General features: G+C 48.8%; 10 protein-coding genes. 2 read left to right on the top strand and 8 right to left on the bottom strand.

All coding sequences use genetic code 11. The features are described 5' to 3' along the window. Positions 1–4 precede the first annotated feature (4 nt). From N836_RS0139360 to N836_RS73870, 8 genes are all read right to left on the bottom strand, one after another. A complete protein-coding gene (locus N836_RS0139360) occupies positions 5–640 on the bottom strand; it encodes a hypothetical protein (protein ID WP_023075816.1) in 636 nt (211 codons plus the stop codon). Positions 641–1,274: 634 nt separating this feature from the next. After that, positions 1,275–2,876, bottom strand: a complete 1,602-nt coding sequence (locus N836_RS66305) for an alpha/beta hydrolase (RefSeq protein WP_023075815.1) — start codon at positions 2,874–2,876, stop codon at positions 1,275–1,277. Between the two features lie 488 nt (positions 2,877–3,364). Further along, positions 3,365–4,501, bottom strand: coding sequence for a hypothetical protein (locus tag N836_RS66300; RefSeq protein ID WP_023075814.1), 1,137 nt, complete (start codon positions 4,499–4,501; stop codon positions 3,365–3,367). Between the two features lie 167 nt (positions 4,502–4,668). After that, positions 4,669–5,346, bottom strand: coding sequence for an ABC transporter ATP-binding protein (locus N836_RS66295; protein ID WP_023075813.1), 678 nt, complete (start codon positions 5,344–5,346; stop codon positions 4,669–4,671). A 98-nt stretch (positions 5,347–5,444) separates the two neighbouring features. Beyond that, a complete protein-coding gene (locus tag N836_RS66290; RefSeq protein ID WP_327058730.1) occupies positions 5,445–6,719 on the bottom strand; it encodes an ABC transporter permease in 1,275 nt (424 codons plus the stop codon). Next, positions 6,712–8,130 (bottom strand): HlyD family secretion protein, encoded by a 1,419-nt coding sequence (locus tag N836_RS66285; protein ID WP_023075811.1) that lies wholly within the window; start codon positions 8,128–8,130, stop codon positions 6,712–6,714. Before N836_RS66285 ends, N836_RS66290 begins: the two co-directional genes overlap by 8 nt. Positions 8,131–8,464: 334 nt before the next feature. Next, positions 8,465–9,211, bottom strand: coding sequence for a pentapeptide repeat-containing protein (locus tag N836_RS66280; protein WP_023075810.1), 747 nt, complete (start codon positions 9,209–9,211; stop codon positions 8,465–8,467). Positions 9,212–9,558: 347 nt separating this feature from the next. Then, complete coding sequence (locus tag N836_RS73870) at positions 9,559–12,432, bottom strand: DUF4347 domain-containing protein (RefSeq protein WP_023075809.1); 2,874 nt, start codon at positions 12,430–12,432, stop codon at positions 9,559–9,561. 487 nt (positions 12,433–12,919) lie between these two features. Here N836_RS73870 and N836_RS66275 point away from each other — a divergent pair, with 487 nt between their 5' ends. Together N836_RS66275 and N836_RS66270 are read left to right on the top strand one after the other, a co-directional pair. Further along, a complete protein-coding gene (locus tag N836_RS66275; RefSeq protein ID WP_023075808.1) occupies positions 12,920–14,536 on the top strand; it encodes a cation:proton antiporter in 1,617 nt (538 codons plus the stop codon). 369 nt (positions 14,537–14,905) lie between these two features. Beyond that, positions 14,906–15,919 carry an SDR family NAD(P)-dependent oxidoreductase gene (locus tag N836_RS66270; RefSeq protein WP_023075807.1) on the top strand — a complete coding sequence of 338 codons (1,014 nt, stop codon included), beginning with the start codon at positions 14,906–14,908 and terminating at the stop codon, positions 15,917–15,919. Positions 15,920–16,013 lie beyond the last annotated feature (94 nt).

The raw sequence follows: 16,013 nt of genomic DNA, 5'->3' as shown, positions 1-16,013 counted from the left end.
CAAGCTAAATGATACGAGATTTATCTAACAAAAACTGATAGGCTACATCTGTATAATAACTGAGCCAGCTGGTAATACCTATAAGTTTAGCTCCATCTTCAAGCAGGGACTTCCACTCTCCGAGAAAAAGTAGCCACGGCTTAAGGACAGTATCAACCCCAACAGAAATGCCTAGGAATCCAATCGCTATCAGCATAAATCCATATTGAGTTCGCAAGATAATTCGGCGAAACCAGAAAAGATACACGACGACCGCAATCATTATTAGCATCAAAACTGTATTCTGCAAGATGCCGATGTAGGTAGGAACTAGCTCCTCGTGAAGTAGGAAAAAATCGTCAATTAACAGATACATAGACAGACAGGCAGAAGCCAGAAGAAAAGGGATGACTCTATAGTTTTTGGTCTGTCTCAAAACACCTGCAACGAAGAAGCAGATTGTTGCTGCCGCACACCATAGAAGAACACCGATATTCGAGAGCAAACCGGAGAGTGGGTGAATATCAGCAATCGAGAAAACATCTCCAATTAACTTATAAATAGGGACCTGAAATAGTACTTTAGCTAGACCAATTGCCAGGATCAATAAAATTGAAGGAATAAATATAAGCAGATGCCAGCGCTCTTTGAATATCATCATGAGCAAATCAAAATCTCTCTATTGAGAATCTTTCAAAGGATATCTAAAGCCAAATTCCAAAATCTTCTTAAATGGCGAAAACCACTATTTCACAGTTAACAGTAAGCAACTGTCAAACATGTATTGGGCTTAAAACATAAGCTCTCTATAACAATAAGTCGAACTTCTTGACAGATCTAAAACATCTATATGAGAAGAGTTTTGTCAATCATAGAGTCTTTCGCTGTAGCAGTTTGAGTCTAGGAGTTAATATGAATTGTATTGACTAAGTCAAAACTGTAGGTTGTGACTCAGTGATTTTGGATGGTTGATGCACTGATTCGGTATACAGACAAAGTTTTAGAAATTAGTCGCTTAACTAAGGAAAGCGTTTGAAAGGACAGCGGATTTTTCTTCAAACTTCGACTTTAAGAAAAGGTTAACATAAGATTATGGCAATCGCCCATTCAAAATTAGCCTTTTGCAAAAATGCTGATGGCGGTCAATGCCTGGCCAACTATTTTACAGGCAAGGTTTTAATCCCTAGTGCAGCGTGTCAAAGCTAAAAATGGGGATTTCGCCCTTGATGAAGGGTGAAGAGTAAAGAGTGACTCTTCATCAGGCGATTATGTTTTTGCCCTGTACATAGAGATATTTAATCCTCAATCATCACATTACGGGCCAAAACCATAGGTAGCTCAGGCTGACTGAGACCGGCTATGTGTGACGGGTCTAGATACTGCCGGTAGGTGTCGTCCTCTGCTAGATAGGTCTTGAGAAACGCCACACTCATCGCCTTAACATAGTCTTGAGCCAGCTGAGGGTTAGGTCCTAAAGCTTCCTCTGGCAAGGCTATTGGGTCTTCACTCCCCTGTGAATCATAGATTGCTGAAAAGTGAGTACCACCTTCTATTAACAACAGATAGCGCTCCGGTACCTGTAGCCAGGTAAAGGGGCGAAGTTGTTCAGCTAGGGCCGGAGTTACCGTGTCGGCACTGCCCGAGACAATCATGGTAGGAATTTTGATATTGGCCATACCGGCGGGGCCAAATACCGCACTATCGAGAGGGTTAATTGCGATCGCAGCCTTCACCCGGTCATCGTGTAATTCTGGCAGAGGCTGTGGCAGAGACGGCACCAAACACTGCAACAACAGCGATAAATTTAGCTGTTTAATCTGGGGTGGGCAGCTCTGCTCCAGGGTGTCTAAATCAACAGTAGCACCAGCTAAAGCCAGTGTGGTGTAGCCTCCCATGGAATGCCCCAATACGCCAACGTTTTGGAAATCGAGCCGATCGCGCAGGGTGGGGTCGCGTAAGGCATCCAGCTCAGTGAGTAACGTTTGAATATCCAAAGGTCGGCGCACCATTTCCTCTGGTTCAACGACTTCACCCACTTCGCCGCCTAAGAGGGCTCCGATTTGTTCGTTATTGCTGCCTGAATGTTCAACGACAGCCACAGCAAAACCATGGGAGGCAAGATGTTCGGCTAAATAGGCTAGAGTGGTGCGATCGCCACCCAAACCATGGGAGACAACAACTAGCGGTAGTGTGTCTCCTGCAGGCAGATAGAGATCGGTGGGTAACGAGGTTTCTGTTAGGGTGAGCAACTGCCAAACACTCGGACCAGGTGATGTTAGGTCGCGAGCTGACACGTCAGCTTTTGCGACGCCGTCACCCACATAGCTAGCCTGTTCATGAATTTGTGTTGTTACTGCTTGGGTTTGGTTGATTTGATTAGTGGCGGCTCTGGCTACGCCTAACAGGGTTTGCAAATCTACCCGCACCCCCTGAGTCGGAAAATGCTTCAGCACATTGAGCGCATTCAACCCACCGTCAGGGTCCGCTGCAGCCAAGATCAAAGAGCCTCGAATCCCAAGGGCTCCATTTTGTCGTCCCTGGGTTTGGATTAACTCTCCCAGCCACTGTAAAATTGCCTCTCCTTGGGTGGTATAGAGAAACCGGGAAACCGTTACCACATCTATATTTGCACTGGTTGACAATCCACTACGCAGCCGTTCAAGCCGTTCTGGGCTGAGAAAACGGCGCAAGAAACTAAGACTATTAGGAAGCTCACCTGTATCTACATAGGTTTTCAGATCTGCAACTTCAATGTATCGTTCCAGTGGGCCAAAGCTCGCATAAATACGTTCCACCCCCAAAACAGGCGTAGTCAATAAAAGCAGTTGCAACAATCCAGTCACAGCTGTAATGAATAGAAACCGTAATCTACGATTTAGCCAAAATCTTGTTAGCATGTGAGCTCCCTGAGGTTATTTATAAAGTTTGTTGTCGATAGATTGGTAGCCGGATATTTTGCCGATAGCTCAGGGGTGCTCTATAAAAGGCTCTTGCAGCTACTGTTGTAGGGAAGCCGAAAAAATTATGGGAGTAAACCTCGCGTAACATCTTGCTGCAAAACATAAATCCACACCTCTGCTAGAAACAATCAGCAAAGACTAATAATTTTATTTTACTAAACGGTTTAGTAAAATAAATATAGCACTACTGAACCGTCTAATTAACTAGATGTCAATACCTAATATGCCAATGCTCTGATTGTCTGACAGATGCCACCGCACATGGCTGCTGTAACAGCGATGGCAGAGTCTGAGTTTTCAACAGTAGCGTCAAGGGCAGCAGCAGGGTTAGACGGAGGATCACTTTATGTGATTACACTAGTTCCATCTACAATTTCTCTGGCGTCTTTTCTAACAATGTTCATAATAATACTCAAAAAAGTCAACTATGGGAAAGACGTAATCAAAGTCTCCCAGGCTTCGAGGATAGTCTGCAAGTCAGCAGGCAAATCCTCATTTTCAGCGGTAATCTCAACAACAGTTTCATAATTAATGAGCGTGAAGGTACCGTGTGTGGCAAGATACTGATCTTCATTGGTATAGCTCATCTGATCAAGGTTAGAAAAGTTTTTCCGTTCTAACAGCATGCCAAATTCGGTGGCGACTGAGTGGGAGACCTGACGTGAGGGAATGACCTCTAATGCAGCGTTATCGTCTGGATTGGAACTTATCAACTCCCTACTCAACGTGCCGTCGGCCGTTAGCGTTGTGATATATATATTCCCGGCAAAATCGTTACGAGCTCTCGTTTGAAAAACAACCTGAGGGGCTAGATCCTCAGGACGCTCTAGTGAGCGGCGAAACCAGGTGGCTGTTCGACCTTTTTCGTCACTGGCGGTTGTATTTTGAATAATCTCTGAAACATCTTCATTCAGATGGTACACCCATTCTCTTTGAAATTCTCGATGCTCTGGCCAGCTGTCTCTTTGCAGGTTGCCGACCTGGTCTTTTGGTCCATCGTTGACGAGTACTCGAAATCCTGGAATGGTCTCCTGTGTGCACGTTACGCCGAATTCAGCAATGCCAACACAGCTGTCCCAGGTGGCGGCCTGGACTTCTAGAATTTGTAGATTTTCTACGGGTTGCTGAACCTGTTGTGCAACCGTTTCGAGTAACGTTTGGCTAATGTCTGCAGAAAAGTCTCTTTGGTTAAAGTCAGTGCTATTGGGCAAGGGTTCTAGATACAGACGACGGGCGGCGCGATTGCTGCGATAAACCCATCGTTGCTGCGAGCTTTCTACCTCTACCCGCCATCCTTTTGTCTCTGTGTCTGTGCAGCTTTCGTTCGGTTGCGCTAAACCCAGACACTGATCGCTCCAAGTTTGAGGTGTCGCTGTTCCAATAATGATATTTTCAGGCGGAACATTCAGACGTCTCGCCAAGTCTAGTTGAATGCGGCGAGCGACTAGACCTGGCAGAGTAGAGGGCAGGGGCGCATCAGCAGGGAGAGATTGGAGGGCATGGGCAGCTCCACTGGCGAAAACCATTAAACTGGCGAAAAGGCTAGCAGCTTTAATAGACATCCTAAAAGTAGTCTTCTGAAATGCACTGATTCACGTACTAACGTACGAAAGATAGCCAAAGCATTCACGAAGTAGGTGCTAGTTATCAAATTGGATACAAGGAAGTTCTGCTAGGAGACCGTGTCTCAAATAACAGAGTGATCAAAATTTTGCAAGACCCGAAAGGGTTAATTTTCTCTTTGAAGCAGACCATCTTGCACATGAATAACACGACGGGTTTGTGCTGCGATATCGGGCTCATGGGTGACAATGATGACAGTAATTCCTTGGCTGTTGAGTTCGCTGAGAAGTGTCATCACTTCGTAAGACGTTTGGGTATCGAGTGCACCTGTGGGTTCGTCAGCCAGGACCAATGCTGGTCGATTGACAAGGGCGCGTGCTATCGCAACCCGCTGCTGTTGTCCCCCAGAGAGCTGGCTGGGTCGATTGCCCATGCGATCGCCCAGCCCTACCCGCATTAAAGCTGATTCTGCCTGTTTTCGCCGCTGACGACGGCTCACCCCCGCATAGATCATCGGCAGCATGACATTTTCTAACGCAGTTGAGCGAGGCAGCAGATTAAACTGCTGAAAGACAAAGCCAATGCGCTGATTGCGAATATAGGCCAGTCCTTCGCTGTTTAGCGTGGTCAAGTTTTGTCCTTCCAGCACATAGTGGCCAGCAGACGGACGGTCCAGACAACCGATAATATTCATCAGGGTAGATTTTCCGGAACCTGAGGCTCCCATAATCGAGACATAATCACCTTCTTCAATGGTTAGATCAATCCCCTTGAGTACGGGGACATTAACTTCACCCAACTGATAGGTTTTGCGAATGTCTTCCATCCAAATCATGGCAGCCATAGATGTACAGACGTTCCATGGAACGTCTCTCCTATTGAACGTACAGACGTTCCATGGAACGTCTCTTCATTAATTTTTGGACCTGATAAGACCCTTTTCTAATCGCTTCTCAGGGCAATAATCGGATCTAATTTTGCAGCACTGCGGGCGGGAATCACACCGGCGACAATACCAATCACAAAAGAAAGACCCACTCCTAAAACAATCGCCCAGAGAGAAATTACAAAGGGAAAATCAAATAAGGTGGCGGCGATCCGGGCAATGGCCACTCCCAACCCTACTCCTAAGCCTCCACCCACAGCCGAAATTGAGATTGCCTCTATCAAAAACTGACTCAAAATCGCTTGATTGGTCGCCCCGACTGCTTTACGAATACCGATCTCTCGGGTGCGCTCTACCACTGACACCAGCATAATATTAGCAATGCCGATACCGCCTACGACTAGAGAGATACCTGCGATCGCAACCACCATAATCGTAAACAAACCCACCGTACTGGTCAATGTCTCCACCAAATCAGCAGCACTCACAATCCGAAAATCATCTTCATCACCCTTGGCGGGATAAATGTTATGACGCACTCGCAACAAGTTTGTAATCTGGAAATCAGCTGCTTCTAACTGGTCTTGCTCAGTCACTTTTATCGAAATACCCTGAACGGCAATCCCGCTTAGGGCGTTGTTGCCGACCAACCGAGCAGACATATTCGTCAGCGGCACATAGATCTGTTCGTCAGGATTCTCTCGACCCTGGGCCCCCTTCTCATTGGCAATCCCAATCACGCTATACCGCTGTCCTTGAATGCGAATACTTTTGCCAATAGAAGTATCGCTACCAAATAATTCATCTTCTACAGTTGGTCCCAATACCGCCACTGGCTGAGCGGCTGTCAGTTCATCTAGGGTAAAAAAACGTCCCGACTGCAGTGTAATGTTATTCACCTCTGCATAATTTGTATCCGTGCCCAAGACGGTTGTAGACATATTGTTTTGGGCATAAACCACTTGAGTTGTTTGTTGTAGATAGGCCGTCACGGCTCCAACGGATAACACCTGGGACTCAATCGCCTGGGCATCGCTCCAGGTGAGCGTGGTGGCACTGCCACTACCCTGGCTGACGTTGCCAGTATTTGCAGCCCCGGCCCGCACCTGCAAAAGATCTGCACCCAGTCCCTGCAAATTTGCTTCTGTAGCAGACTGTACCCCTTGCCCTACAGAGGTGACCGCAATTACGGCGGTGATGCCGATGATGACACCTAACATGGTTAAGGCCGTGCGCAATTTGTTACTCCAGAGAGCTGCGATCGCCATCGTTAAAATCTCTGTTATGGAGATTGATGGCAGGTAGGTTAAACGTGCTTGAGTCTTAACCACCAGGACCTCCTCTTGGTGCGCCATCGCTAGGGCCATTACCAGAGCCGTCCCCCGGTATCAAAGGTGGACCGCCTCGATTTTGTCGATTTTCAGGTAATCCCTGAGCCGCACTCAACACAATTTTTTCATCCCCCTCAAGTCCTGCAATCACCTCTGTCTGATCATCAAATGTTAATCCAGTTTCAATCGGCTGAAATCGAGGCACCCCCTCTGCTGTCAGCACCAGCACACCTTCTCCCTGCTCTTCTCGTACAACGGCAACGGTGGGCACCACCATTACATCAGTCAGTTCACCGGCTTGAAATTCAATATCTACATTCATTCCAGGCTGTAGCTGCGCTGCTTCAGAAAGATTGACCCGCACCTCAAAACTAGTCACATTAGAACTGACCGTTGCCTGCTCTGCAACCTGGACTACGGTCCCTTCAAACTGCCGATCTGGGTAGGCATCAGCTTGAATCTTAGCCAGCTGCCCGGTTTGAATCTGAGCAATATCAGTCTCTGCCACGTTAGCAACAACCTGGTAGTTAAAGGCTAACGAGAGAATCGACGATGACGACGATGACGACGTTTCGCTGGCGGCAGTTGATGGAGAAACAAAATCTCCTGGGTCAGCATAGCGGGCAGTGACAATCCCGCTAAAAGGAGCCCGAATCACCGTATCTTCAATCTGAGTCTCAACTGTGGTTAAAGCACCTTTCGCTTGGGTCACAGCGGCTTCAGCCTGATCGATTTCTTCTTGGCGGGTACCCGCTTGGCTAAGATTTAATGCCTGCTGTGCGCTTTTCACCTGGGCCTGAGCCGTATCGCGAGCGGTGCGGTAGGCCGTGGTTTCTTGCGCGGAGATCGCCCCCTGGGAATAAAGGGCCTCATAGCGACTCAACTCCTCTTCAGCCTGGTTTAAGCTAGCTTTGGCACTGGCTAAGGTTGCTTCAGCTTGGGCAATCTCTTGGGGGCGATTGCCAGCAACCAGCATGGCCAAATTTGCTTGGGCTGAGGCCAGCTGCCCTTGCGCCTGGAGCAACTGGCCTTGCAAGTCAGAATTGTCCATATAGGCCAAAACCTGACCTATTTCTACCGCATCGCCTTCAGCAACGGTCACGCTTTCCAAACGGTCTGATGTTTTAGGGCTAACATTCGTCAGTTGCTCAGGCTCAACGGTCCCGTTAGCTGCGACCGTAATTGGTAGCGTGGCAGTTTCAACATCAACCGTCAGCGTTTGGGCTTGTTCTTGCTGCTGGGGGATCAGAACAAACTGCCGATAGAGCAGATAGCTATCGCCTGTGAGGATGCTCAAAAGCAAGAAGCCAACAGTACCTTGAACAAGGCGATGTTTAACTGGATGCTTAAAAGCGGTTCCTGCTTTCGAGATAGGACTATGGTCAGAGAATTGGGGCAATGGCAAACTCATAAAAGGAGCCCTGGTCAATGCCCTTAAATTAATTGAATTTTGTTTATTTTTAATCTGCCAAAAGTCACTAACGGACCATGAAAATTTTCACATTCCCCAGCTCAAATGGACGAACAGCATATTTAAGGTTGTCTGCCAATGAGTTTTGATCCACGTAATCGTAAAGGATGCGATTACACAATTTTACGTCCAGTGGAAAATATCATAAATTTCCTGCAGCTGCATAAATGCAGTCTCAATTACACATGGGTTTATAACATCCAAAAATTGTTTTTAATGAAGACATCCACCAGCAGACCCAGGACTAAAATCATCCCTACCGTCACTGTAGATCCTAGCTCGCAGATTGAGTAACATTGAGTTGTTCTGATGAAGTATATGACATTAATAAAGATCGATCTGCAGGCGGAGATGAGACTGTTACATCCACTGTTCTAAAGCCATCGGACCGATCGTTCTTAACAAAATAGGCTCCAGTAAAATTCGCCCCTTGCAGATTGGCTTCTTCAAATAAGGCGTTGTCTAGACGGCTGCCCATGAGAATTGCACCTCGTAAATCGGCTCCTAAAAAGCTCACTCCTCGTAAGTCAGCTTTACTCAGATCGGCTCCAGTCAAAGAGGCTCCAGTAAAATCGGCCCACTGAAGATTAGCTCTGATCAGAACTGTCTGGCTTAAATTTGCCTTAATCCATAGGGTATGAGGAAGCTCAGCTTCAATAAACTGGGCTTTGCTAAGATTTGCTTTGATTAAATCTGCATAGCGGAGGTTAGCCCGGTTAAAGTTGGCCTCCCGCGCATCTGACTGCATCAAATTTGCTTTGTACAGCTGAGCTTCGCTGAGATTTGCTTTGCGTAGTGAGGTGTTGCCCAGGTTTGCCTCTATCAGCTGAGCCTGACTTAGATTAGCCCTCAGTAAGTCGTTGCCGTGAAAATTGCTGTAGCTGAGCTGTGCGCCCACTAGACAACAACCTCGGCAATAGTCGCTGTTAAAATCGGGTCGTAGGGATTGATTTTTTTGTCGCCATTGATTCCAGACAATAGCGCCTTGTTTAAGCCATTGAATATGCTCAGAATTAGCCACAACAGTAACCTTCCTTGGGATTTTATTAAATGTTTTTACCGATAGGGAGGGATGGATACTAACGTGAGATTGTTGAATCGATGAAATAGCTGCTAATTTTCTGCCATCGAGTATTAATAGAGTGCATGCTATTTTGCTAAACCGTTTAGTAAAATAGCATTAATTTTACCAGTCCGTTTTGCTAGGCAAATATCAATACCTGTGTTCAAAGTAAGGATGAGTGACTCCAGGCCGCAGGGCATTAGGCACTTTCTTTGGGGCGAACGTTACAGGCTAGGTCGGTTCCATTGATGAACCAGCCCCAGTATAAAGTTGTTGCCATTTTAGGAATGCGATCGCAAGCTGGGCTAACCAAGCGAAAACTCCACCACCATATCGTTATAGTCGCGATCGCCAAGACCGCTTAAATCTTCAAAGCCAAACATATTGTCGCCCAGGAGTCGAGCGTGGTCATCGTTGTTGTTATTGGCCCCGGCATGGCTAAAGAAGACTTCTCCCGTGGCTGGATTGCCGCCATCAGCCACCAGGAAGATAGCCAAGAATCCGCCAGCAGCGAGTTCAGCAGAGAATGTGCTGACCTGATTATTTTTTCCGGTTAGTTCTATATCGAGTCGGTTGGCCAGAGCCGCTTCTTTGTAGCCAGCATCGCCGGGTTGTAACGTGTTGCCGGTGAGGGGATCGCGGATGCCACCGTCAATCAAGTCAGTCGTGTAAAACCCGATGGTACTGTTCAGGGCCGCTTCGCGATAGACGGTAAAGTCAACATTGACCACACCAGTCTGGCCAGTCAGGTCAATTGCAGCCGCATCATTCACCAACAGATTGGTTGTTGCCGTTTGGGTAAAGGTCTCGACCGTTAGCTGGGTGCCTTCCCCAAAGTTAAGCGCCACTTCAGTGGCACTAATCACCGCTGGTGTTGCTAGCTGAATCGTGCCGTCTACTACCAGCTGAAATTCTAAAAACTGTCCTTCGCTAACCTGGCTGCTATCGATACTAAACGCAGGCCTGTAGGCAGCTGGTAACCGACCGCCTTCCAGTAAAAAGAACTCACCGATTTGAGTACGGTTAGCACCGTTCACGTCAATAATCCGAATCTCACCCACGCTTGCAATATCCACCGCTTGCACATGCAGACGCAGGGTGTTGTCAGTCCCTAACCCGGTAATCTCTAACCCTGATAGCGGGGTGAGTTGGGCCGGCTTGTTGGGGGTGATTATGGTTTCGTTAACCAGACTGTAGGTTTCATCGATCGTCGGCTCGGTGGTGGGCAATGAATTGCCAATGGGGTCGGTAATGTCTTGACCAGCAGCCAGGTCCAGACCAACGATGCCGTTAAAGTCAGCCAGGTCGCCACCGGACACAGTAATGTCGTAAGCGGTAGCGCTGACAGCGGTGATATTGCTAACCGTCGCGGTGGAGCCACCGGACACAGTGAAGTCAGTAGCGGTAATGTTTTGGATGCTTTCGCTAAAGGTGACGCGAAACACCAGCGTATCAGCGTCGGTCTCGGTGGTGGCTGGCGTCTGCCGGGTAATGCTGAGCAGGTTGGGAGCCAGGTCACGGTTAAAAACGGTCAGGGCATTATCTGTGGTGCTAACCACAAAGACTTGCTGATTATTAGGGCTAACAACTGCACCGATGGCTCCTGCCAGTTCATTAGCTCCGTTGACCCCATCTTGATCTTGAATCACCTGGTCGACGGTGAGTCGTCCGGCCGCGTCTCGATTAAAGACGGTAATGGCACTATCGCCAAAGCTAGTAACAAATACTTGGTTGCCATCGGGGCTGATGCTAATGCCAGTAAATCCGTCCACGGTGACAATGCCGGTGCCGCCGGTGCCGCCAAAGAGTTCAGCACCATCGTCCCCATCAAGCACCACCTGGGCAAAACTCAAGGTACCGTCAGCATTGCGATCAAAGACGGTGATGGCCGCATCAACGGCGCTGGCGACATAGACCTGGTTGCCGTCAGGGCTGACTACGACTCCCGAGGCTCCAAATAGATGCTCGACCCCATTCTGACCGTCTTTAATCGCCTGACGAAAGGATAAATTACCTGAGGCATCTCGATCAAAAACGGTAATGGCGGCATCGTCTTGGCTGGTGACAAACACCTGGCTACCGTCAGGACTCACCGCCACCCCTGAAGCTCCAAAGAGTTCGTTGGCTCCACCAAAATCGTCGACAATGGCCTGGCGAAAAGTGAGGTTGCCAGATTCATCTCGATCGAGCACCGTCAGGGCTGAATCCACTGAACTGACCACATACACCTGACTGCCGTCGGGCGCGATCGCAACATCAGTTGCTCCTTCCAGGGCTTCAATATCACCCCGGCCATCTTTTAGCAGCTGTTGCTCCGTCAGGATGCCAGCACTATCGCGGCTAAACACCGTCAGGGAATTGTCCCCCGTGCTCGCCACAAACACCTGGCTACCGTCGGGGCTCACCGCCACCCCAAAGGCCCCAAATAATTCGTCTACCTCAAAGCTATCTCGGATCACCTGACTAAATGTCAAATTCCCAAACGCATCCAGATTAAAGACCGTCAGGGAAGCATCGATTGCACTGGTCACAAACACCTGGGTGCCATCGGGACTCACCGTCACCCCCGATGTGCCAAACAATCGATTCACATCCGGATCGCCACCATCCAGACTGCCATCTTTGATCGCCTGCTTAAAGGTCAGCACCAGGGTAGCGCTATAGGTATCCAACACCGACTGCCGAAATGTTTGAGTAGCGACGGGGGGCCATTGCCCATTCCCCACAACAGTCGCTGCCGCCGTCACCACAGCCCCGGTCAACTCTGCCAACCCTGCGACAAATTCCGTACCCGCATCCCCGGCAGCTACCTGACAGGCCAATAGGGTCAGACGGGCCGCATCAGCGGTTCTAAACCAGCTTTTCAGATGCTGAGTATAAGTATTGAGATTGGCCAGTTGCAGCTTGTCAGCCCCCAGCTGCAACTCACCGGGCGCACCATGGGCCACCAGGGTCAGGGATGTGGTGGGATGCTGACGCACCAACTCACTAATTTGTTCAATGCCATCACGGTTCGGGTCCAGCACATGGGCACTGACCCCAGGTCGCAGCCCTGCCAGTAAAAGTGGCAAGTCATCCACACGACTATCAAAAATCGCCAGGGCAGTTTCGTCGATCTGGACGCGCGGTTCTATCGGCTGACGATGATCAGACTTAGCAGGAAGTATAAAAGATGTCATAGGGGCTTTTTTATCGGTAAATCTGACGGATAAGCTTGGTCGCGGGAGAGCAGGAGCTATGCAAAATTAACGGCGGGCAGCGTCAGGGGCTCCCCAGGGCTGCTCCTAATGAATTAAGTGAGCTAACTATACGTTCGATAAATAATGAGCCTGACCCTGGTACAGCCCAATCAGCGTTATTGGGTAGATAGACTTTTTTCCTATCCAAATGTCCAGTGCCCCCGCAAATCATCAGCATCCTGCATCCGATGCGTGGCCAACAAACACCGAATATTTATCGGTCTTTACAGACCCATAACCTTTAGGCTCAATCTGTTAGGTGCTGATGCTGGCGATGCGTAAACGAGAATGTATTGGTTCCTAGACAAGACTCCCGGATGGCCCAATTCCGCCCAAAGAGAGAGATTTTAGGCAAATTGCAAGTTCCCTGACTAAATAAACGATAAAGCCCTTATCATGTAGCCTTGATTGCCGGTATTCGTATGTCATGGTCTTAGAGAGTGGTTTGCCTGATTTGCACGGTGTTTTAGCGACTGCTGCCGCCGCTACGGACATCATGGTTGAAGATGCAGCCATTGAAGAAAACCTGCGTCAGTTTTTGCTGGTGCTTTCCGTATCTTTGGGGGTGGCCACGCTATCGCGGGTCGTCAGCTGGCTGCGGAATATTCCCTACACGCTGCTGCTGCTGCTGGTTGGTCTAGGCTTGGCGGTGCTGAATGTGCGACTGGTGAATCTATCGCCTGGGCTCATTTTGTTTATCTTCTTGCCGCCGCTGCTGTTTGAGGCGGCCTGGAATATCCGCTGGGAAAACCTCAAGCGAGACTGGATACCGATTGTGCTCTACGCCATTGTTGGGGTGGTGATCTGCGTGGGCGCACTGCTTTGGGGATTGCTGAATGTGGCTGGAGCATCCCTGGCCACGGCCCTACTGGTGGGGGCCAGTCTATCGGCCACCGACCCGGTTTCGGTGGTGGCCCTATTTCGAGAACTAGGGGTGAATAAACGGCTGACGACGCTGATGGAGGGCGAGAGTCTGTTTAACGATGGGGTGGCGGTTGTTGCCTTTAACCTGGTGATTGGCATTGCCCTGGGTGTAGAACAGTTTGACCTATCGGTGACCATTGCCCAGTTTTTGGTCTTCACCGGCATTGCCGTCAGCACGGGTGCCCTGATTGGTTTTGGCATTTCATTTTTGACCCAGCGGTTTGATCTACCGCTGGTGGAGCAATCGCTCACCCTGGTGTCGGCCTATGGCACCTACATTGTGGCGGAGGAGCTGGGGGGCTCTGGAGTGATTGCGGTCGTCACTACAGCGTTGATTTTGGGCAACTTTGGGTCCCGCATTGGCATGAACCCTCGGACTCGGCTGGTGGTATCAGAGTTTTGGGAATTTCTGGCATTTTTTGTCAACTCCATTGTGTTTTTACTGATTGGGGATCAGGTGGAGTTCAGCAGTTTGAGTAACTATACAGAATCCATTGGCATTGCGATCGCAACCATGCTGCTGGCTCGTTTGATCAGTGTCTTTGGCCTCAGCTTTTTTAGCAACATGATCACCCCTGATAACACAGACATCAGCTGGCAAGGACAAACCGTACTCTGGTGGGGAGGACTGCGCGGCTCTGTCTCCGTCGCCCTGGCCCTGAGTGTACCTGCCGCCCTAGCCGAACGAGAAGAGATTATTGCCACGGTCTTTGGCGTCATGTTGTTTACCCTGCTGGTCCAGGGATTAACCACCAAACCACTGCTAGAAGCATTGAATCTCCTAGGTGATCAGCCCCTACGACAAGAATACATGCAGGCCATTGCCAGACGGGTGGCCCTCAACCGAGTCATCGGCCGGATTAAAGAACTCATGGAGCGACAGGAAGTTGACGCCGAATTTGGTCGCTATCAGCTCGCCTTAGTCCAGGGTCAGGTGGACAAACTCCAGGAAGAATTACAAACCCTGCAGGCCAAATATCCAGACCTGCAAACCTTTGCCGCTGAGCAAATCAAAGAAGAACTATTAGCGATTGAGTCAGATACCTACGCCGAGTTTATCCGAGCTGGACAGATAAAGGACGAACTAGCACCGCTCTTACAAGAAGTGTTAGTGGATTAACCTGCCACCGGGTTGTCCTAAAGAACAACCCGGTGGGGTTTTTAAGGAACCCTGAGCCCTAATCTGACATCTCTAATCAAATATCAAGACAAAATCAAGACCCAATATATTTACTTAAATTGACTGAGATACTAAGCACAAAGCACTAAAGAGATACATATTGCATCGGATTATCAGTATTTGAGTCTGTATATGGTTCTGGTGAATGGCTGGTGACTATCAGGTTGCCAATGATTGGCTTATCTACTGAGCCATTACATGCTCTACACCGATACCGACTAGACTCAACCGTCTGATAGCTGCGGTACATCCTGCTCTAGCAGGGCATTATTCATATTCAGCCAGTTTTATCCACATATAGGAGTTTTTATGAAAGCGTTTGTGACTGGCAGTACCGGTCTGCTAGGTAGCAACCTAACCCAATTGCTACTAAGTCAGGGATTTGAGGTAATTGCATTAACGCGTGAGTTAACCAAAGCCAGTAAGGTTCTAGAAGAACATCCCAAGTTGAAAATCATCCAGGGAGACCTGCAAGAGGTCGATGCCTTTGCCCATTATCTACAGGGCTGTGATGTGCTATTTCACACCGCATCTTACTTTCGCGAATCCTTTGATTATGGCGATCACTGGCAGCAACTTAAGGCCATTAACGTCGATGCCACCGTCAAACTGCTCGAAGCCGCCGATCAGGCTGGAGTCTCTAAGGTGATCCACGTTAGCAGCGCCTGCGGCTGTGTCGGTATTATCCGTGGCGGAGCTCCCAGTAACGAGTCCACGCCCTTCCAGGAATGGAACCATAAGAATCCCTACTTTAAGAGTAAGCTGATGGCTGAAGAAGCCATTTCTAATTTTCTAAAATCCCACAAGCTTCCCGTAGTCCTGATTTTGCCCGCCGGCATGATGGGACCTAACGATTCTGCCCCTACAGAGATGGGACGGTTTATTCTTAACTTCTTAAAAGGTAAAGCTCCTGTGATACCGGGTGGTGGGATTCCCATTGTGGATGCCCGTGATGTGGCCATGGCCATGTTATCCGCCGTCTATTCCGGTCTGCCCAATGAACGCTACCTGGTTACCGGGGGCTATTACTCGGTCAGTGAAATCATGCATGACCTGTCCGAAGCTAGTGGGCAGCCAGTCCCTAGCAAAAAGCTACCCCGATTTGCGGTCCCCCTATGGACATTTTTGCAAAACCTGATTGGTCGCATTAGGGGGAAGAGACCTTTCTTTCATGGCGATATAGTGAGAATCATGATGTCAAGACAGTGGTTCGACGCCTCGAAAGCAGCTCAGGGGCTAAAAACCTCCTATCGTCCTCTGAAAGAGACTATCAAAGATACAGTACAGTGGTATCACCAGAATGGTTACTTACGTGATACGTAAACTGTGTTATTTCTTGTATCAAAACTAGATAAATTCACAACAAGATCACATAGAACTCCATAGATATTCCGGTAAAATCCCTCATTACTAGGAA

The organism is Leptolyngbya sp. Heron Island J (genome assembly GCF_000482245.1).
Lineage (GTDB): Bacteria > Cyanobacteriota > Cyanobacteriia > Phormidesmidales > Phormidesmidaceae > Leptothoe.
Note: the sequence above shows the minus strand (reverse complement) of the source record. Positions and strands in the feature narration are given on the sequence as shown.